This window comes from Serratia sp. AKBS12, assembly GCF_024793895.1.
Classification (GTDB): domain Bacteria; phylum Pseudomonadota; class Gammaproteobacteria; order Enterobacterales; family Enterobacteriaceae; genus Serratia_F.
The window spans coordinates 812365-832373 of record NZ_JANUSB010000015.1 but is presented as its reverse complement, the minus strand read 5'-3'; the positions used below and the strand labels follow the sequence as shown (position 1 = coordinate 832373).

Annotated in this window: 14 protein-coding genes; all 14 read right to left on the bottom strand. The window is 57.4% G+C overall.

The genetic code is table 11. The annotated features are described in order from the left end of the window. Positions 1-2 precede the first annotated feature (2 nt). The 14 genes from narJ to NYE85_RS13680 all read right to left on the bottom strand — a co-directional run bounded on the left by narJ (position 3) and on the right by NYE85_RS13680 (position 19721). A complete protein-coding gene (gene narJ / locus NYE85_RS13745) occupies positions 3-722 on the bottom strand; it encodes a nitrate reductase molybdenum cofactor assembly chaperone (RefSeq protein WP_259005322.1) in 720 nt (239 codons plus the stop codon). Beyond that, positions 722-2263: a nitrate reductase subunit beta gene (gene narH / locus NYE85_RS13740; RefSeq protein ID WP_259005321.1), complete on the bottom strand. Its 1542-nt coding sequence runs from the start codon at positions 2261-2263 to the stop codon at positions 722-724. Before narH ends, narJ begins: the two co-directional genes overlap by 1 nt. Continuing rightward, a complete protein-coding gene (locus NYE85_RS13735) occupies positions 2260-6021 on the bottom strand; it encodes a nitrate reductase subunit alpha (RefSeq protein ID WP_259005320.1) in 3762 nt (1253 codons plus the stop codon). The genes narH and NYE85_RS13735 overlap by 4 nt, the downstream gene beginning before the upstream one ends. 339 nt (positions 6022-6360) lie before the next feature. Further along, complete coding sequence (locus tag NYE85_RS13730; protein ID WP_259005319.1) at positions 6361-8223, bottom strand: carbohydrate-binding protein CenC; 1863 nt, start codon at positions 8221-8223, stop codon at positions 6361-6363. After that, a complete protein-coding gene (locus NYE85_RS13725) occupies positions 8220-8963 on the bottom strand; it encodes a glycosyltransferase family 2 protein (RefSeq protein ID WP_259005318.1) in 744 nt (247 codons plus the stop codon). The genes NYE85_RS13730 and NYE85_RS13725 overlap by 4 nt, the downstream gene beginning before the upstream one ends. Before the next feature lie 7 nt (positions 8964-8970). Next, positions 8971-10026, bottom strand: a complete 1056-nt coding sequence (locus tag NYE85_RS13720) for a glycosyltransferase family 4 protein (protein ID WP_259005317.1) — start codon at positions 10024-10026, stop codon at positions 8971-8973. Position 10027: 1 nt separating this feature from the next. Further along, entirely contained in the window at positions 10028-10933 is a 906-nt protein-coding gene (locus tag NYE85_RS13715) for a glycosyltransferase family 2 protein (RefSeq protein ID WP_259005316.1), read from the bottom strand. Positions 10934-10936: 3 nt separating this feature from the next. Further along, the gene (locus NYE85_RS13710; RefSeq protein WP_259005315.1) at positions 10937-12088 is read right to left on the bottom strand and encodes a hypothetical protein; all 1152 of its coding nucleotides are present in this window, start codon (positions 12086-12088) and stop codon (positions 10937-10939) included. A 5-nt stretch (positions 12089-12093) separates the two neighbouring features. Further along, complete coding sequence (locus tag NYE85_RS13705) at positions 12094-12942, bottom strand: ATP-grasp fold amidoligase family protein (protein ID WP_259005314.1); 849 nt, start codon at positions 12940-12942, stop codon at positions 12094-12096. Further along, positions 12923-14221 carry a flippase gene (locus NYE85_RS13700; RefSeq protein ID WP_259005313.1) on the bottom strand — a complete coding sequence of 433 codons (1299 nt, stop codon included), beginning with the start codon at positions 14219-14221 and terminating at the stop codon, positions 12923-12925. Before NYE85_RS13700 ends, NYE85_RS13705 begins: the two co-directional genes overlap by 20 nt. Positions 14222-14224: 3 nt before the next feature. Further along, positions 14225-16408 carry a polysaccharide biosynthesis tyrosine autokinase gene (locus NYE85_RS13695; protein WP_259005312.1) on the bottom strand — a complete coding sequence of 728 codons (2184 nt, stop codon included), beginning with the start codon at positions 16406-16408 and terminating at the stop codon, positions 14225-14227. A gap of 51 nt (positions 16409-16459) precedes the next feature. Beyond that, positions 16460-17509 (bottom strand): UDP-N-acetylglucosamine--undecaprenyl-phosphate N-acetylglucosaminephosphotransferase, encoded by a 1050-nt coding sequence (gene wecA, locus NYE85_RS13690; RefSeq protein ID WP_259005311.1) that lies wholly within the window; start codon positions 17507-17509, stop codon positions 16460-16462. Between the two features lie 172 nt (positions 17510-17681). Further along, a complete protein-coding gene (locus tag NYE85_RS13685) occupies positions 17682-18644 on the bottom strand; it encodes an NAD(P)-dependent oxidoreductase (protein WP_259005310.1) in 963 nt (320 codons plus the stop codon). A gap of 177 nt (positions 18645-18821) precedes the next feature. Continuing rightward, positions 18822-19721 (bottom strand): winged helix-turn-helix domain-containing protein, encoded by a 900-nt coding sequence (locus NYE85_RS13680; protein ID WP_259005309.1) that lies wholly within the window; start codon positions 19719-19721, stop codon positions 18822-18824. Between the last annotated feature and the right edge of the window lie 288 nt (positions 19722-20009).

The following is a 20009-nucleotide window of genomic DNA, read 5'->3' as shown; positions in this document are numbered from 1 at the left end:
GGTTATCTTCCTTTGGTTGCCGTTGCCGCCAGATCCAGATATTGCGGCGCTACCGCACCGGCGAAACGCCGCTGGTGCGCGCTCTGCTGTTCGGAACCGCAGCCTGGCTGTTCGCCAAGGAAGCGGATTTGCTCCTCTTCCCATACCGCATCCAACGCCTGCGGCGTGTCGTCGCGCGCTTCTTGTGCCACCTGCGTTGTTAGCGCCTGCGTTTGCACGCTGCTGCCGGACAGTGCCAGCAGCACATCGAACAGCACGCCATACGGACTTTGCCGCTGGTGCAAACGGGCACCCAGCAGTGCCAGAATCGGTGCAATGTCCAGCAGACCATCGCGCGCCTGGCCGCTATCCCGGCCGGAGAGGTATTCAAGGTACAGCGGCAGGAAATCCGGCAGTTCGCGGCTGTCGATCTCCAGACCCTCGGCGCGGTACTGCGCCATCAGATCAACCATCGCCTGGCCGCGATCGCGGGACTCGCCGTGCACGTGCTCAAACAGCAGCAGCGAAGTGGCGCGACCGCGATCGAACAGCTCGCAGTACTCCGCCTGCACATCGAGCAATGGCCGCGAACAGAACGCGTGGATAAAGCCAATCAACTGGGCGCTATGGTGCAAATCCAGCTCGTTGGCCGACTCCAGCGCTGCCAGCAGCTCCGGATGATGATCCCAAAGTTGACGGTCGGGATAATCCAGCAGGCGTGCAATTATGCGTAGAGCAATCATCACATCTCCTCCCTGCGCGTCGTTTTCGGGCTGATATCGATAGCGTCGATACGACGGCTGTTGAACAGATTGAACTTGCCGTCGCTGCCGTGGCAACCGTCACCGAAACTGAAACCGCAGCCCTTGCTTTCCGGGAAGGCTTCACGCGCCAGCTCACGGTGGCTGGAGGGCACCACGAAGCGGTCTTCGTAATTGGCAATCGCCAGATAACGGTACATTTCCTGCGCCTGCGCTTCGCTCAGACCGACCTGCTCCAGTGCACGGGTATCCACCACGCCGTCGACGGTTTCGGCACGTTTGTAGTGGCGCATTGCCAGCATGCGCTTGAGCGCCAGCAGCACCGGCGCGGTATCGCCGGCGGTCAGCAGATTGGCCAGGTACTGTACCGGAATACGCAGGCTTTCGACCTCCGGCAGCACGCCGCTGTGTGCCAGTTCGCCGGCATCCGCCGCCGACTGAATCGGCGATAATGGCGGCACGTACCACACCATTGGCAAAGTACGGTATTCCGGGTGCAGCGGCAGCGCCAGCTTCCAGTCCATGGCCATCTTGTAGACCGGCGATTGCTGGGCCGCGTCGATGACGCTCTGCGGAATGCCGTCCGCCAACGCCTGGGCAATCACCGCCGGGTCGTTTGGATCGAGGAAGATATCCAGTTGACGCTGGTACAGATCCTGCTCGTTCTCCGCTGCCGCCGCCTGCTCAATGCGGTCGGCGTCATACAGCAGCACGCCGAGGTAGCGAATGCGACCAACGCAGGTTTCGGAACACACGGTCGGTTGCCCCGCTTCAATGCGCGGATAGCAGAAAATGCATTTTTCAGACTTGCCGCTCTTCCAGTTGAAATAGATTTTCTTGTACGGGCACCCGGTCAGACACATCCGCCAACCCCGGCATTTGTCCTGATCGATCAGCACAATACCGTCCTCGCCGCGCTTATAGATAGCGCCGCTTGGGCAGGTCGCCACGCACGCCGGATTGAGGCAATGCTCACACAGGCGCGGCAAATACATCATGAAGGTATTTTCGAACTGGCCGTACATCGCCTTTTGCATATTGTCGAAGTTTTTATCCTTCGAACGTTTGTCGAACTCACCGCCGAGGATCTCTTCCCAGTTCGGGCCGTTTTCGATCTTTTTCATCCGCTGACCGGTAATCAGCGAACGCGGGCGGGCGATCGGCTGATGCTTGCCCTGAGGCGCGGTGTGCAAATTCTGGTAGTCGTAGTCGAACGGCTCGTAGTAGTCATCCAGCGCCGGCACGTCCGGGTTGGCGAAAATCTTCGACAACAGACCCACCCGCCCTCCCATGCGCGGTTCCAGTTTACCGTTGATTTTACGGATCCAGCCGCCACGCCATTTTTCCTGATCTTCCCAGGCGTGCGGGTAACCGACGCCCGGCTTGCTTTCGACGTTGTTGAACCAGGCATACTCCACGCCTTCCCGGCTGGTCCAGACATTTTTACAGGTCACCGAACAGGTGTGGCAGCCGATGCATTTGTCCAGATTCAGCACCATGCCGACTTGCGAACGTATTTTCATTGGGTTTTCTCCTGCTGGCTGCCCTGCATATCGTCGTTACCTTCCCCGTCCAGCCAATCGATGCGGTTCATTTTGCGCACTACCACGAACTCATCGCGATTGGAGCCGACGGTGCCGTAATAGTTGAAGCCATAGCTCAGCTGTGCGTAGCCACCGATCATATGGGTCGGTTTCGGGCAAACCCGGGTCACCGAGTTGTGAATACCACCGCGCTGGCTGGTGATTTCAGAGCCCGGAATATTCACGATGCGTTCCTGGGCGTGATACATCATGGTCATGCCGGCCGGAATACGCTGGCTGACCACCGCTCGCGCAGTCAGCGCGCCGTTGGCGTTGAACGCTTCGATCCAGTCGTTATCGGCAATGCCCAGATCTTTGGCGTCATCCTCGCTCAGCCAGACGATCGGTCCACCACGCGACAGCGTCAGCATTAACAGGTTGTCGCTGTAGGTGGAGTGAATGCCCCACTTCTGGTGCGGCGTCAGGAAGTTGAGCGCCTTCTCTTTATTGCCGTTCGGCTTACGGTTCAGCAGCGGCTGCGCGGCTCGGGTATCGATCGGCGGGCGGTAAACCAACAGGCTTTCGCCGAAGGCGCGCATCCATTCGTGATCCTGATAAATCTGTTGGCGGCCGCTGAGAGTGCGCCAGGGGATCAGCTCGTGTACGTTGGTGTAGCAGGCGTTGTACGACACGTGTTCATCTTCCAGGCCAGACCAGGTCGGGCTGGAAATAATCTTGCGCGGTTGGGCCTGGATATCGCGGAAGCGAATTTTTTCGTCTTCCTTGTTCAGCGCCAGGTGACTATGGTCACGGCCGGTAACCTTGCTCAGCGCCTGCCAGGCCTTGACCGCGACCTGGCCGTTGGTTTCTGGCGCCAGCGACAGGATCACCTCGGCGGCGTCTATGGCGCTTTCGATCTTCGGCCGTCCGATAGCCGGGCCGTCGGTCTTGACGTAATTGAGTTTTTTCAGGAAATCGACTTCGGTCTGGGTATTCCAGCCGATGCCTTTACCGCCGTTGCCGAGCCGATCCAGCAGCGGGCCAAGCGAGGTAAAACGCTGGTAGGTGGCCGGATAGTCACGCTCCACCAGCATGATGTGCGGCGCAGTTTTCCCCGGGATCAGATCGCATTCACCGCGTTTCCAGTCCTGCACGCCAAACGGCTGCGCCAATTCGGCGGCGGAATCATGCTGGATAGGCAAGGTCACCACGTCGGTTTCCTGTCCCAGATGGCCGACGCACAGCTCAGAAAAGGTTTTGGCAATGCCTTTGTAGATCTCCCAGTCGCTTTTCGATTCCCAGGCCGGATCGACCGCCGCCGACAGCGGGTGAATAAACGGATGCATATCCGAAGTATTCATGTCGTCCTTTTCATACCAGGTGGCGGTTGGCAACACGATATCGGAATACAGGCAGGTGCTGGACATGCGGAAATCAAGCGTCACCACCAGATCCAGTTTGCCTTCGCCGCCGTTATCCTGCCATTCCACCTCTTGCGGTTTCACACCGCCCTGCTGGCCCAGATCCTGACCTTGAATGCCGTTTTCCGTCCCCAGCAGGTACTTCAGCATGTATTCGTGACCCTTGCCGGAGGAGCCCAACAGATTGGAGCGCCAGACAAACAGGTTACGCGGGAAGTTCTGCGGATTGTCCGGCTGTTCGGCGGCAAAGCGCAGCGTCCCCCGTTTAAGGCTGTCGACGGTGTAATCCAGCGGCGACTGCCCGGCGGCCTTGGCCTGCGCGGCGATATGCAGCGGGTTGACGTCCAGCTGCGGTGCCGACGGCAACCAGCCCATGCGCTCGGCGCGCACGTTGAGGTCAATCAGACTGCCGCCGAAGCGCGATTTATCCGCCAGCGGCGACAACAGTTCTTCGGTGCCGACGGTTTCGTAGCGCCACTGACTGGAGTGGTTGTAGAAGAACGAGGTGCCGTTCATCTGGCGCGGCGGCCGCTGCCAGTCCAGTCCGAACGCCAGCGGTAGCCAGCCGGTCTGCGGGCGCAGTTTTTCCTGGCCGACGTAGTGCGCCCAACCGCCGCCACTCTGGCCAACGCAGCCGCAGAAGATCAGCATATTGATCAGCCCACGGTAGTTCATGTCCATGTGATACCAGTGGTTCATGCCGGCACCGACGATGATCATCGAACGGCCGTGGGTTTTTTCGGCGTTTTCGGCAAATTCGCGAGCAATTCGAATAATGTTCTGGCGAGAAACGCCGGTGATTTGCTCCGCCCAGGCGGGGGAATAGGCCTTGATATCGTCGTAGTCTGCCGCGCAGTTGTCGTCGTTCAGCCCGCGCTCGAGACCGTAGTTGGCCAGCGTCAGATCGTATACGCTGGTAACCAGCGCCTCGCTGCCGTCCGCCAGTTGCAGACGCTTGACCGGTAGCTTATGCAGCAGGATCTGTTGCAGCGCCACGCTGTTGAAATGTTCGCTTTCCGCACCGCCAAAATACGGGAAGCCGACCTCGACCACCTCATCATGCGCATCCAGCAGGCTCAGTTGCAGTTCGACCTCTTGCTGATGCTGACCTTCACGCTGTTCAAGATTCCATTTGCCCTGCTCGCCCCAACGGAAACCGATAGAGCCTTGCGGCGCTACCAGTTCGCCGGTGTGCCGATCGAGCGCAATGGTTTTCCATTCCGGATTGTTGTCCTGCCCCAGGGCGTCGACCAGATCGCTGGCACGCAGCATGCGGCCGGCGGCATAGTGGCCAGCTTCGCGCGGCTCCAGCAGCACCAGCATCGGCATATCGGTGTAACGGCGCAGATAGTCGCGGAAATAACCGACCTGACGATCGAGGTGAAACTCCTTCAGCATCACGTGGCCCATCGCCAGCGCCATGGCGCTGTCGGTGCCCTGCTTCGGGTTCAGCCAGTGGTCGCACAGCTTGGCAACTTCCGCATAGTCTGGCGTGACCGCCACGGTTTTGGTGCCTTTGTAACGCACTTCGGTAAAGAAGTGCGCATCCGGGGTACGCGTCTGTGGCACGTTGGAACCCCAGGCAATGATATAAGACGAATTGTACCAGTCAGCGGATTCCGGCACGTCGGTCTGTTCACCCCAGGTCATCGGCGAGGCCGGTGGCAAATCGCAGTACCAATCGTAGAAACTCAGGCAGGTCCCGCCAATCAGCGACAGATAACGCGCCCCGGCGGCATAGGACACCATCGACATCGCCGGAATTGGCGAAAAGCCGATAATCCGGTCCGGACCAAAGGTTTTGGCGGTGTAGACGTTAGACGCGGCGATCAGTTCGTTGACCTCTTGCCAGCTGGAACGCACAAAACCACCGCGTCCACGCGCCACTTTATAGCTTTTGGCTTTTTCCGGGTCGGCAACGATCGAGCCCCAGGCATCGACCGGATCGCTGTGCTGTGCTTTGGCTTCGCGCCACAGTTTCATCAGGCGTTTGCGCATCAGCGGATACTTCAGACGGTTGGCACTGTACAGATACCACGAATAGCTGGCGCCACGCGGGCAGCCGCGCGGCTCGTGGTTGGGCAGATCGGGACGGGTACGCGGATAATCGGTCTGCTGGGTTTCCCAGGTGACCAGGCCATTCTTCACGTAAATTTTCCAGCTGCACGAGCCGGTACAGTTTACGCCATGGGTGGAACGCACCACTTTATCGTGCTGCCAGCGGCTGCGATAGCCGTCTTCCCAGTCGCGGTTGGCGTTCAGCGTCTGGCCATGCTCGCCGGAAAACGGCTCGGCCAACTGCTTGAAATAGCGGAACCGGTCTAAAAACTTGCTCATCCGGAGTTCTCCTGAAGGCTCTCTCGTTGTAGGTATACCCGGGCGCTCAACCAATATCTGACAGGGTGCAAACGACGGGTATCGACATTGCTCACTCTGCGGCCAGCCTACTTTTGCCTCAGTGCCAACAATTTGATTGTGATCAAGGGAATACCGGTGAAAAGGCGGCGGAAAACAGGAAATACCACCAAGGGATTAACGCCACAAAATGACCTTATCTGTTGATTAACAACAGGATGATAAGCATATCCTTGCCAGGTGGCGGGTAACGTAATGGGGAGGGATATTTGGGGGTAGACGCGCTATGCCGTCGGTGACATCGCGCGTCTGAACGGTTGCTTAACGGTTCAGCCACAGGCTGCGGGAACCGACCGCCGGCAGCGACAGGGTCAGCGTCGTCGTCCCCTGATGATACCAGCCCGCCGGCAATTGCAGCCGCAGCGTAACCGGGTGATAAAACGGGTTGGTTACCAACAGCAAGGCGCGCCGCTGGTCGACAAAAATGCGCGCCGGGATCGCCGGGTTGCTGCCGATCGGCGCTAAACGCTGACCGCTAAGCAGATACGGGGTAAAACTCCTGATCTGCAACGCCACCGCCGCCACGCCGCGCCAGCTGTCGGTCTGCGCCTGTGGATAGAGACGACCGCCCTGGCGCCGATAGAACAGGTCGGTATAGGAGTAAAACAGCAGGCCGTTGGCACCGCCGATCAGCGCCTGCCAGGCCTGACTGCGGATCTCGTCTTCATTGGGTTGGTGTGGCCGGCGGCGTGGATCATAGGCGGCATGATCCATGATTTGAATCACCACCCAGGCTCCCTTGACCTGCCTTGCAGCCTGCACCGTCAACGCAGTATAGCGTGTGGTACGGGTCAGATCGTCATCCACGCCCACCGGGTACGGATCGGTCGCCAGGATATCTGCACCATTGAAATAGGCGTCCAGATCCGCGGTCTTGTTCAACACCTGGAAGGTCGGATGGTCGCGGTCCAGGCGGCGAATTTGCCGCTGCCTGGCAACAATCTGCCCTAGGTATTCCGGCCCCAATTCATCGTTGATATACCAGGCCAGCAGGTTGGGCTGGTCTTTCAGCCGCCTCACCTGCCAGGCGGCCAACGCCGGATAGCCTGAGCGCGTCGGCGGTGCAAAGCGGCTGCCGGGATACAGATCTTTCAGCGAATAGATCACCTGCAACCCCTGGCGCCGTGCGCGACGGAAAAAACCATAGGGGTCTTTGCCGTTGCCATAGTTGTAATTCAGCACGCTATTGAACCCGGCGGCGGCGATACGCGCCAGATGCCGCTCGCTGGTTATGTCGGCATAGATGCCCAACGGGAAAATGCGCTGCCCGGCCTTGCGGGTAAACCCGTCGGCGTCGATGCTCACCGCCGCCAACGGCTGGCCCAGTTCAAGCGGTATTTCGCTGCTTTGCCCCTGCGGCGCCATCGTCGCCGTAACGTGCTGACGCAGACGATACTCCCCGGCGGGCAGCGCCGGCGGCAGCTCAAACTGCAACCGATGCCGTTGATCTATCTGCAACTGCTGCGAACTGCTTTTGACCGTATGTCCCTGGCGGTCAAGCAATCGACTGTCCAGCCGTACGCGCTGCGCCGACGCGACCTCGATCAGCGTCTGCGGGTTACCGTTTTGCCCGATCCCCAGCGGATACAGCACCGGTTGGGACGGCCGCACGCAGGCATACAGATCGTCAAACCACGCCTCACCGCTGGTATGCCGGCGCAGGTAGACTCCCAGCGTAACCCGAGCCGCCTGCGCCGGCACGGTATAACGGGCGCGGATAGGCTGCCAGTCGGTACTGCCGCTAACGCCCCGCGGGTAGCTCCCCTCCAGAAACCGCCCCTGCGCATCGAAGCTTTGCAGATAGACGCTGGCGCCGTTGTCACCCGAGGCTCCGCGCACGTTATGCACGCGGATCCAGGCACCAAAGTCGATCGCCTGCCCCGGCTGCACCGACAGCCGCTGACTAAAGGTGCGGTAAGGCTCGGTTGGCGAATGCCGATAATACAGCGCCGCGCCACCGCCGCGCCCGGCTGCCACAACCCGCGCCCCTGCGCTGCGCCAACCTTGCGTACCCTGTTCAAAGCCGGGATTGACCAGCAGGTTCGGCGCGCAGGGATTTGCCTGTGCCCCCCCGGCCAGCCAGCAGCAGGCCAGCAGCACGCGATACGGATTGCAGGCGCTCATTGTCTTTTCATCGCTGCATTGAACAGATAGGCAAAGAACAGCAGGCAGGATTTTTGATACGACAGACCCAGATGGTGGCGATAGATTTTCCACTGCCAGTCCGCCGCCCTGATTTTATTGCCTGACAGCGACTGGCTGGAAAGCCGATAAAACGCCAGCGGTTCGGGAATGCAATAAGCCAGGCTGTTGCGCGCCTTGCGCAGAATCGCCAGCCACATCAAATAGTCTTCATGCCCCAGGTTTTGCTGATACACCTTGCCGGTGCGGCGCTGGTTATAAATACCGGTCAGATTGCCGATCCAGTTGCTCTTCAACATATCCTGATAGCCGATGATCTCTTCTGCGCCGCGATAATTCTTGACGCACTGCGGATCGTTTTCAAAGGTGTAATAATGCGAACACACCACGTCATAACGCTCGGATTGCAGTATTTCAACCTGACGCGCCAGTTTGCTGCCGTGCCAGACATCATCACTGTCGCAAAAGGCCAGATAATCGCCGCGCGCCGCCTCTATGCCAATATTACGCGTCTCCGCGACTCCGTAGTTCTGCCGATTGCGAATATAGGTCAACCGATCGTGAATATACGGTTTGACCATCTCGGCGGTGTTGTCGGTAGAGGCATCATCAATCACGTACAGGTGATAATCGTCAAAGCGCTGGTTGAGCACGCCGAGTATCGACGCATTGATCGAGGCCGCAGCATTATAGGCCGGCATGATGATTGACACTTTTTCCATGTTTTCCTCACGTAATGATGTGCTGCCATTGGGGATAAATACGTTCTGGCGCAAAACGCGGCGCCTTGGCCAGTGACGCGGCAGAAAACCGCCGGCGCAGTGTTTCATCGTCGATCAGCGTCAGCACGCGTTGGCAAAACTGTTGCCGATCGCCCTCCGGCACCAGGTAGCCGTTGACGTCAGGCTCGATCAGCTGCGCCGGCCCGGTCGGACAGTCATAGGCCACCAGCGGCAGCCCGAAACTCATCGATTCAATCAATACCATTGGCAGACCTTCGTAGCGCGAGGTCATCAGCGCCAGGCTGGCGCGGCGGTAATACGCAGCCACATCCAGGGTTGCCGGCAGCAGATGCACCTGTCGTTGCAGGCCGCTTTCGATAATCTGCCGTTGCAGCGCGGCGCGATCCGGCCCGTCGCCGACAATCAGCAACTGCCAGTCCGGTGCCTGCTGCGCCACGCTGTACCAAATGTCAATCAGCCGATCGAAGCCCTTCTGCGGGCTGAGCCGGCCCATCGCCAACGCCACCTTGCCTCGCTGTGCGAAATCTGGCGGCTGTGTCGCAAACGGCGACACGTTCTCGATCACCTGACATTTGGCGCCGCCGATGCGCCGGGCGATAGCGTCGCGATCTTGCCGGGTAAGGAAAACCACCTGGTCGCTCAGGCGGTAAACCAGCAACTTCAGCCACTTCATCGGCCAGGGGTATTGGTGGAAACTGACGTGTTCGCTCAACACCAACCGGCTGTGCGGGCACAGCAGACGCAGGTACGGCACGCTAATCGCCGACAGACGGCCCATGGAAACAACGATGATGACGTCAAAGCGCCCGCGCCGCAGCGTCCAGGCCAGCCGCCACGGCCAGAGTGGCGTGCGACCGGCCATAAAGCGCAGCGATACCGCATCCTCCAACGGAAAAAAGGCGCGATCGCCGCTGAGGGAAAACAGCGTCACCCGCTGCCCGGTCTGCTGTGCCAGCGCATTGGCCAGCCCGCTGGCGACCCGTTCAGTGCCCCCCTTGCCCGCCATGTTTTCAATCACTATGGCAATGTTTCGCTGCGGCATATCACCTCCTGAAGCCATTACGCGCGTTGCGCAACAGTCGACCGCCGATCGGGAACAGCCCCAGCCGCGCCAGCCAGTCGCCATACAGTTTTATCATCTTGAATTTGCCGCTCAGGGTATGGCGCACGATACGCGATGAGTAATAGGTGAACGCCTGCTGATTTTCGCTGTACAGTGACGCCAGCAGGTGCTTGCAGGCAAAGCCGCTGATGTGGCGATCGCTGGGGCGTAAAAAGGTATCGATAAAACGGTCGCTGGCGTCCAGGTTCAACGTGCCGGTCATGCGTCCGCTGCGCCCGACATTCAGAAATACCCCGCTGCCGGCATCGTGCACCACATTGGCGCCGAGGTTGGTGGCGTTGACCAGAAATCCCCAGTCCTGGTGTTTATAAAGGAACTCCGGAAACGGGAAACGGCGGTCGCCGTGTATGCGCATGCTGATGGTCGACGAACGGATATCGCCCATCTCCAGAAACAGAAAGTCCTCTCCGGCCGAACCGCTTTTATACTGGTAGGCGTAGTCGCGTATCGACTCGCCGCGCACTTCGGCATAGTTGCCAAAAATGATGTCGATGCTGACATCCTCGTGGCGCTTGAGGCGGCGGATAATATAATTGGTGGTGAAATAATCATCCGAGTCGAGGAAAAACACCACCTCGGCCTGCGCCAGTTGCACCCCCAGATTGCGCGAAACCGCGGCATTACTTTTTTGCGTCTTTTCGTGCAGCATCACCTGACTGTTGGCCGCCGCCAGTTGCCGCACCTGCGCGATATCTTCGGCATCCGAGCAGTCATCCACCAATACGATCTGGTAATCGAACCCCTGGCAGGCGTTGAAAATCCGTGTCAGCGTGGTCGGTAAATAACCGGCGCTGTTATAGATGGGAATAACAATTGAGAAGTCCATTTCTTACCTCAACGTTAAGGGAGGGGAATCTTTTTTCGCCCGGTACAACAGCAACAGGGAAATATTGAATACCGGGACCAAAAAATAGGTTTCAGTAAAGGTGGTCAATAAAAACACTGCGACCACCCAGCGCATAAAACGGCTTAGAAAAGCCAAACTGCCCAGCAGACGGCAGTAAACCCACAGCAACCACAGCGAGGCGAGAGCACCAGCGGAATAAAACAGTGCAAAATAGAAGAAATCGACCGGCTTGTAGGCGTCAATATTCTGGCCAAATAGCGGATTGGGCAGCCCTAACGCCTGGAACATCTGCCAGGAAAACCAGATGCGCCCGGTCAAGGCCTGATTAAGCAGCGCATCCAGCGCCGGGTTGGCTCCCCAGCGCAGTACGCTGGCAAACTGGATCAGCAACAGCGTCAACAGCAATACGCTGCAGAACTTGCGGCCAGGCGCCAGGCGCCACAGCGGCGCCAGCCAGAACAGCACCACCAGCAACAGCGCCAGCAGCAAATAGGTGCGCGAATAGGAGTACATCAGGATCGGCAACAGCAACAGCGCCAGCAACAAGGCGGCCAGGTTCTTGATGCCACGGCTGAGCGCAGCGCGATCCAGCAGGCATAACAGCATCGCCAACAGCGCGAACAGGTAATACGCCAGCGTATTGGGATTATCAAATCCCAGCGTCAGGCGATTGCCGTAGCGTTCGTCCAGGTAAACGGAGCTGTCGGTGTATAACAGATATGGCAACGCCACCAGCGCCGCGCTGCCGAGGTAGGCGATGACAAAAATTGCTCCGGCGCGTGGCAGATCGACACGTGACAGGATCAGAAAGGTAATGCTGAACACCACGCCGAACAGGTAATCCCCATGTCCGGTTGCCAGATTCAGGATGAAAAGCAGTATAAAACCGCCCAGCAGGCCCCGTTCCCGGCGCGTGGCGACGGTGAACGCATAGCCGACGTACAGCAGCATGATGCCGTTCAGCAGGCTCACCGCCTGAGCGATCGGCGCCTTATCAAACGCACCGGAGGTTAAAAAGGTTTTGCAAAAGAAGATCAGCAAAAAGGTCAACATTACCGTCTGGTCGATAACCCGTTGCGATCCCCCTGCCCGGTCGGCGCATTGCCGCTGTGCGGCGGAAATTGACTTGTGCATCGGCTTCACTCGGTGAAATAACTGCCCCATTCCTGCTCGATATTTTTTGGCATCAGCCGGCTAAGTCCGGCACCCGGGGTAAACGTCAACTCGCCGAAGTACACCCGCTCGCCAACCTGATACATATCCACCCGCAGGTAGGAAAACTGCTGCGCGGTAAGCCGGGCCAGGCGTAGCATGTCATCGAGCCGGCTCGGCCGTGGCGCAGGCTGCTCGGCATTGGGCAGACAAATGCGGATTTCGGTGCGGTTCCAGCGTTCATCGAACAGGTCACGCCGGTGCTGGCCAAAGCGCTGATAATCCACCTGAATGAATATGCGTATTTCGCCATCGCGGTTGAAACAGTGAAACTTGAGATCGTTCGGTACCTCGCCGTTATCCAGCAACAGCCGCTCCACCATGATGCGCGGTTCGATCTCCTGATAGTGCCTTTCGCGGCTTTGTTGATAAAAGTTGCTGCGCAACCAACGGCGGGACAAATCGTACAGTTCGGCGTAGCTGACCCGTTGCTTGTCAAACACCAGTCGGTTATAGCCGCTGCCGTGATTGGCCTTGAGAACAAACGCCTGCGGCAGCCGCTGGAACATGCCATAGCTCAGTTCACGCCCCTCGGCATACAACTCTATCAGGTAGTCCTCTCCCCACAGACCGGCAATGAACTCGCGCACCTTGTACTTGTCCGACAGCGTGCTGTAGATGCTGCGTGGATATACCTTGCGCCGCATGATCTTTTCGCTGAAACCGCGCGGGTGGGCAAGGCTAGGCAACCTTTTGAAATACATGACATATTTTATTTTATGATGCCATGCATCCGGCAAACGGCGGGAAATTCCCTTAATCAGGGCGTTTAACATGCTGTCTCCTTAGCGTGCTGATAAACCGTGGCGCCGCCTGGAAGCAGCCGAGTTGCAAACGGGTAATTTTTCCGCCACGGAAAAAACGGTTCAAGACAAAGAATGAGAAGAATTCGGCCAACAGCGTCGACACTGCGGCGCCAACCAGCCCGAAGCGAGGTATCAGCAACAGGTTCATCGCCACGTTGGCCAACGCCACCAACGGCATTTTTATTGCGATGAAGCGATAGCCGGCAAACAGCACCATGCTGCGGTACGACACCGTGCCCAGTACCGAAAACAGCGAGGTCAGGCCACACAGGCCAAGCACGGTAGCCGCGGGTTGAAACGCCGCGCCATACAGCCAATCAATCAGCGGTGTCGCAAACAGGTACAGCCACAGCAGCACCGGCAGCGCCATGGCCAGCACCGCCAGGTACAGCAGGCGAATGCGATATTCCTGTTCCGCCAGCCTGCGGCAGCCGACGATGCCCGGCATCAGCGAGGTGATCAGCGCCAACGGCACAAATAGCCATCCCTGGCTCAGCGTGGTCGCAGCGCTGTACCAGCCCACCGCCTGTTCGCCAATCAGCGCACCTAGCATGATCTGATCGATGCGGGTATAGATCACGATCGACAGGCTGGCGAGCGCCAACGGCATGCCGACCCGCAACAGATAACGGTCATAGCGACGCGATGGTCGCAACGCCACGCGCGGTAACTGACGCAGTTCACGGTGAAACAGCAGACGGCGTACGCCATACGGCAATGCGCTGCTGACGATATACGGCAAGGCAAACCACGCCAGCGGCAGCGCTGCGCTCACCAGCGCCAGCCGCATGCCGATCGACAGCAGCAGCGCCAGATTATTGATCAGCGTGTTGCGCTTCGATTGCAGCCGCGCGTCGTAGTAAATCTTGTACACGTCCTGCACCGAAAAATAGGCGCTCGTCAGCAATAGCAGCGTCATCAACCGTTGTGCCGGCGGCTGGCCGAACTGCCCCCAGACCAACAGCGGCAACGCCACCAGCAGAAACACCCGCCGACGTAATCGCCGCGACGCCATCATTAGCCGTATGCCACTGGCCTGCCGACGCGCAAGACGATTGAAGACCACGCTGTCTGCACCAAGCTGCGCCACCGGCACCACGATAGCGATAGTCGCCAACAGGTAATTCAGCGTGCCAAACTGCGCCGGCCCCAGATAGCGCGCCACGTATATCGAGACGAAAATCCCCGACAGGCTCAGCGACACGCGTTCCAGCATCAGCCACAGCGCGTTGACTACAATGGTTTTCATCACTCAGTTACCCGTCGCCGTTGCCGCATCGTCCTGGTGGCTCGGGTAGGCAAATGCGTAATAACCGGCGACGTCGGCGGTTTTCTTCACCACGCCGTTGAGAATTACGCCTTTGATCGACACGCCGTTTTGTTCAAATCGACGCAGGCTGGTTTCGATTTGCTTGACGGTGTTGACCTCAAAACGCACCACCATCAGCGCAGTTCCTGCATGATGGCCGACGATCGCCGCATCGGTTACCGCCAGTACCGGCGGCGTATCGATCAATATCAGGTCATAGCGCGGCCCAGCCCAGTGCAGGAAATCGGCAAAACGCGGGTGCATCAATAACTCGGAAGGGTTGGGCGGCACCTGGCCGCGCGGCACGAAGTCCAGGTTGGCAATGTCGGTCGATTTCACCGTCTGCGCCGGCGTTATCTTGCCAGCCAGCATATCCGATAACCCCTGATACGGACTGTCGCTCAACCAGCGATGCAAAAAGCCCTTGCGCATATCGGCATCGATCAGCAGCACACGCTGTCCGGCCTGCGCTATCACTACCGCCAGATTGGAACTGGTGAAGCTCTTGCCACTGGCCGGACTGGCGCCGGATATCATCAGAACGTTGTTCTTGGCCTCCATCATGGCGAAATGCAGACTGGTTCGCAGACTGCGGATCGCTTCAACCGACAGATCCTCCGGCCGTGCCTGCGCCAGGATCGGCAGCCGCGCCGCAGCGGGTTTCGCCAATAGCTGCCGCTGCCCGCGGTTGCGCTTGATCTGCCATGGCGACAGCGGCACCGTGGCGTAAACGCTGATGCCGCGTCTTTCCAGCGCATCGGTATTATTGACGCCACGATGGAAGGCAGCACGCAACAGCACCACGGAACAAGACAGCAGCCCGCCCATCAGTACCGCCAGGATAACGATCAGCATTTTTTGCGGTTTTACCGGTTTCAACCCGGTTTCCGCTGGGTCGATAATACGAATGTTGCCCACCGTGCCGGCCTTGCTGATGCTCAGTTCCTGCTGTTTATTCATCAGTTGAATATAAACCTGCTGATCCACCTGCACGTCACGGGTCAGACGCAAGATTTCCTGCTGGGTTTTCGGCAGCGCCTGCACCTGCTTGCCCAACCGCGCCCTCTCCTCCTCCAGGGTGGCGCGCTTTTCCAGTAGCGCGCGATACGCCGGGTGAGCTCGGGTATATAACTTGGAAATTTCCGACTCTTTAAACGTCAGTTCGTTGAGCTGTGCCTCCAGTTGTACCTGCGTATCCAACACCGATTTGGCCTCGAGCGACAGATCCACCGAGTCGTTTTGCTGACGAAACCGGTTGAGCTGGTTTTCGGCATTGGTCAACGCCGCCTGGGTCTGCGGCAATTGCTCTGCAAGAAACGCCAGCATTCGCTGCGCCTCTTCGGTTTTGCGATCGACGTTCTGTTGCTGGTAGTTTTCGCTGATACTGCGCAATACGCGCTGGGCACGTTGGGGATCCTCGCTTTCCAGCCGAAAGGTCATGATGCCGCTGTCCTTGCCGGCCAGCGCAATGTTCAGGCTGTCGCGCAAATCGTCGATCGCCTGCTGCCGCGCCACCTTGCTGACGGTGAAGCTGGTGCCAGCCGGGGCGTTCAGCGCATCGATTTGCAGGCGCCATGCTCCCTGGCTCAGCGGTTGGTCGCTAGCCCCCACCAGCACGGTGTGCTGTCCATGGCGCAGGCTGACCCGCCGGTTTTCCAGCACGCTGAGCGTCAGCGTCTCCCCCAACATCACGTCTGGCACCGCCAGTTCGGCGAGGGTTAGGCTGGGAACGGTTGCACCACGCAAACGGGCGATCCCCTTGCCCAGCAGCGGGAAATAGTCGGCGCTGATGCGCACCGTCAGTCGCTGGTCGTCGACCGTTTTCCCCAGCACCTGGCGCGAGTTGACCAGCGCCACCTCATCCTGGATGGCGGAATTCTGGCCAATGGAACTTTCCAGCGTCGCCTGCAACAACGATGCACCGCTGCTCGGCTGATCTACCTGGATCAAGGTGGTGGCCTGATACACCGGCGTTGCCAGCAGTGCATAGCCGATGCCCAACGCCGCGACCAGGCCGGTGACCAGCATAATGCGCCAACGATTGTCCCACAGCGGGCCGATCAACCGCTCCCAGTCGAGGTTTTCATCGCGATCGGCCAGCGCCGCTGGCAATGCATGATTGTTCATTGTCTATCCTTGATGCCCTGCGGGCGATGGCCGGTTACGGCCTGTTGACGGTTAACGATCGGCAGAGGGTGAGTCGGTCAGTGCCGCCGGCTCGCGCGGTTGACGCAGCAGCAGCAGGTAACCGCCAAAACAGAGGACAAAAGCCAGCAGCATCAGGTTTTCCGGCAGCCACAGCATCTCGCCGAGCACGCCAAGGCAGGCCAGCGCCACTGCCAGCAGGCTACTCATGCCCAGCGCCTGACGCGCACTCAAACCGCGGCGCATCAGCATGTGATGCAGATGGTCACGCCCGGCGCGAAACGGATTTTGGCCGCGTAACAATCGACCAGCCATCACCGACACCATGTCCATCAACGGAATGGCGATCAGCCATAAGGCGGTCACCGGTCGCATAACCGGCGCGGCGCCCTGGGAAGCGCTGAGCAACAGCCACAGCACGCTAAAGCCAATCACCATGCTGCCGGCATCGCCCATAAAGATTTTGTTGCGCCTGCCAAAGACGCCGAGATTGAATAACAGGTAGGCGGCCAGTGCCGCGATCAGACTCAGACACCACAGCGCGGCGGCAACTCGGCCACCAAGGGTAAACAGCAGCGCCAATGCGGCGAAGGTCACGCAGGAAAGCGTCCCCAATTGACCGTCGATGCCGTCGATCATGTTGTAGGCATTGATTGCAGCCCATACCGCCAGCGGCGTCAGCCACAGCGCGCCGTTGCCCAACAACAGCGTATCCTGTCCCCATAGCTGACCCAGCGAAGCAAGCTGCAGATCCGCCATCAGCATCATTGCCAGCGCTACCGCGCCCTGCACTGCCACACGCGGCGTCACCGGCAAGTCGAAGCGGTCGTCCATTACCCCCAACAACAGCAACGCCGTCACGCAGGCGAAATAGATGTCACCGTGCGCTAGCAACCCCGGACGCCAGCAGTACAGCAGCGCCAGGGTCAGATAAATGGCAATGCCGCCAACCAGCGGAATATGCCCATGGTGGCGTTTACGCACGCTGGGTTTATCCACCAGCCCGATGGCCAGAGCCAAACGTCGGCTGACCACCAGTAATACCAACGCCAAAATAAATATCACGCTCAGTTGATATAACATGACTCCTCCAGCGATTAAGCACGCTACCGCCCTTGAGTTACAGCTCCCAATGCGCTATTAACAAAAATAAAGTCTATGCTGCCAGAATATAGATCAGCATGGGTTATTCCTGCTTATTGTCGATTCAGCGACCTGGCCGCCATCAAGCAAAACGTATTACCGTCGGCGGTAGTCAATTGCCAATAAATTCATGCCGAACGGTTTTTTCGATCGCCGAGTTCAAATCAACCGGTGCAATAAAATCGTTTTGCTGGTTGGAGGTAAATTGTGTTCTGGCACAAAATTTTTGCACCCGTACTCGGCTAATGGGGAATTTACGGCGGGTTATTTTTGCCAGCAGGTCGAATACGCTCGCAGCGCACACCCCGACGGCATAAGGGATCCGCACGGTCATATTATTACGGCCCAGCGAAGAGGAAATAACGCCGACCAGTTGGTTCATGGTGAAATCAGGTTTATCGGCGTAGTTGCTGACCTGATAATGTAATTGCTGATCCAGTGCGTACTCGAGCCTGGCGGCGATATTTTCGACATAGGCCATCGACTTCATGTTATTGCCGCTACCAATCATTACGAAACGGCCGCTGGCAATTTGCCGAAACAGATTATAGACATTGCCACGGTTGCCTTCGCCGAATACCACCGTTGGCCGGATAATGGTCAAGCGATTTGCCTCGTTCGCCTTGCGCCAGGCCTCATAAACGTATTCCGCTTCCAGCTTGGATTTTCCGTAATGATTAAACGGTGCAAATGCTCCATCTTCGCCGGTTTCCTGTTTGACAAAACCATAAACCGCCACCGAAGAGGTAAACACCAGCTGGCGGATATTAAGCATCGACGCGAGCTTGCAGAGATTGCGCGCCCCCTCCACGTTGACCTGGTAATACAACGAGATCGGTTCGACATTATCCTGATGCTCGGCCGCCAGATTAATCACCGCGTCACAGCCGGCCAGGGCCGACTGCAAGCTCTGCGGCTCGGTGATGTCACCGAACTGATAAAGCTGGGCAAACGCCTCGCTTGGCCGCTTGTCGATAATGGTCAACGCCAGATCGCTGCGGGATTGCAGGCGTTGAACCAACCGCGTGCCAATAAAACCCGAGCCGCCAATAATCGCTACTTTACGCTTGTCCATAATTTGTCACTCAGCCTGTTTCCATTATTCCTGTCGCATCAGCGATCGGATCGCAAATACGCGTTAGGTGATGATTAACAGACTGGACAAATGATAGTGACTATTCAAATAACAAATAATGAAATAGTAATTTCCACAGCATGTGAAATTATGGCTAATATAAAATTTCAGACAATCTTAATTTTTAACATCGTACGCCACTCGATATTCCAGGTTACTATCGGGCAAGATAAGTTTGAGTAAGCCGCCATCAAATGCGTTTTCGGCATCATATTTCACCGGCTGGCGAAACTGACCACGCCTGGGATCGATGCATTCCAGCGTCGCCAGCGTCTGCCGTTCTCCCTGATACAGACACAACAACGTCTGCGGCGCTTTGGCGTGCGGATCGTTCAGCGTCAGGGCCAGCATGACACGTGTATTGTTTTGTATGTCATTGACGATCGGCGGTCGCACCTGATTCCCCAGCAAGAATGCAAGATGTGAAATAACCAGCAATGAAGCCAACACCGACAGATAGGTCACCACTCTCGCCGTCGGCAGAGAAAAAAAACCACGACTGCGCCTGCTTTCTTGCGCTGAATCGCTATTTCTCCGCAAGGGGCTGGCCGTGTTTGTTTCCGTCTGTGCCATGTTATCAGCCACGGTGCTCACTTTATCCTGGTTCACCGTCTGCAAGTGACTTTCTTTTTCAGACATTTCTGCTTGAATATTATCCTTATCCACCGTTCCTTCAGGGTAAATATCATCAGCGTCGTTATCGGTTTCTTCGTTGATAAAATGGAACGCCCCGCTATTTTCAACTTTATAACCCAGCCGGGGAATGGTTCTGATAAGCAGGTGCTCCTTATCGCCGATTTTCTGCCTAATTGATTTAATGGTTTGATTTATCGTCGAATCCGAGCAATAGGTTCCTTTCCAAATATTTTCTATAATTTCCGCACGGCTAACCAATTCAGGCGAACGGGCAACCAGCAGTGAAAGTATCTGATACTCTTTCCAGCGCAGGCGAGATTTTTTCCTGGAAGGGATTAAAACATCCAGATTCCTAATCTTTATTCTTTTATCAAGATCCACTTTTAATTTCCTTAACGTGCCTGTCCTGCACACTTTGTATAGAAATATGAAAAAATGTTCAAGAAATTAAATGTAAACTCAACGGGTTGTTATATTTGCCAAAGATAAATATAAAAAAAACCGATTTCATTTTTTGGGATACGGCATATTTTCCCCTGCCAGAGCGCCAATCACCGATTAACCATTAACCGCGTGTGGATTTCACCGTTACTGAAAACAACGCCACAATAACTTTAACCGCATGAAATACAAACAAAAAACAATTTGTTAGCGGAGTGTTATATTTAT

What these genes read in the sequence shown, in the direction of transcription:
- NYE85_RS13710 (WP_259005315.1), bottom strand. Translation starts at nt 12,088, where the DNA reads ATGCACAAGTCAATTTCCGCCGCACAGCGGCAATGCGCCGACCGGGCA.
- NYE85_RS13685 (WP_259005310.1), bottom strand. Translation starts at nt 18,644, where the DNA reads ATGGACAAGCGTAAAGTAGCGATTATTGGCGGCTCGGGTTTTATTGGC.
- NYE85_RS13725 (WP_259005318.1), bottom strand. Translation starts at nt 8,963, where the DNA reads ATGGAAAAAGTGTCAATCATCATGCCGGCCTATAATGCTGCGGCCTCG.
- NYE85_RS13715 (WP_259005316.1), bottom strand. Translation starts at nt 10,933, where the DNA reads ATGGACTTCTCAATTGTTATTCCCATCTATAACAGCGCCGGTTATTTA.
- wecA (WP_259005311.1), bottom strand. Translation starts at nt 17,509, where the DNA reads ATGTTATATCAACTGAGCGTGATATTTATTTTGGCGTTGGTATTACTG.
- NYE85_RS13735 (WP_259005320.1), bottom strand. Translation starts at nt 6,021, where the DNA reads ATGAGCAAGTTTTTAGACCGGTTCCGCTATTTCAAGCAGTTGGCCGAG.
- NYE85_RS13705 (WP_259005314.1), bottom strand. Translation starts at nt 12,942, where the DNA reads ATGTTAAACGCCCTGATTAAGGGAATTTCCCGCCGTTTGCCGGATGCA.
- NYE85_RS13695 (WP_259005312.1), bottom strand. Translation starts at nt 16,408, where the DNA reads ATGAACAATCATGCATTGCCAGCGGCGCTGGCCGATCGCGATGAAAAC.
- NYE85_RS13700 (WP_259005313.1), bottom strand. Translation starts at nt 14,221, where the DNA reads ATGAAAACCATTGTAGTCAACGCGCTGTGGCTGATGCTGGAACGCGTG.
- narH (WP_259005321.1), bottom strand. Translation starts at nt 2,263, where the DNA reads ATGAAAATACGTTCGCAAGTCGGCATGGTGCTGAATCTGGACAAATGC.
- NYE85_RS13730 (WP_259005319.1), bottom strand. Translation starts at nt 8,223, where the DNA reads ATGAGCGCCTGCAATCCGTATCGCGTGCTGCTGGCCTGCTGCTGGCTG.
- NYE85_RS13720 (WP_259005317.1), bottom strand. Translation starts at nt 10,026, where the DNA reads ATGCCGCAGCGAAACATTGCCATAGTGATTGAAAACATGGCGGGCAAG.
- narJ (WP_259005322.1), bottom strand. Translation starts at nt 722, where the DNA reads ATGATTGCTCTACGCATAATTGCACGCCTGCTGGATTATCCCGACCGT.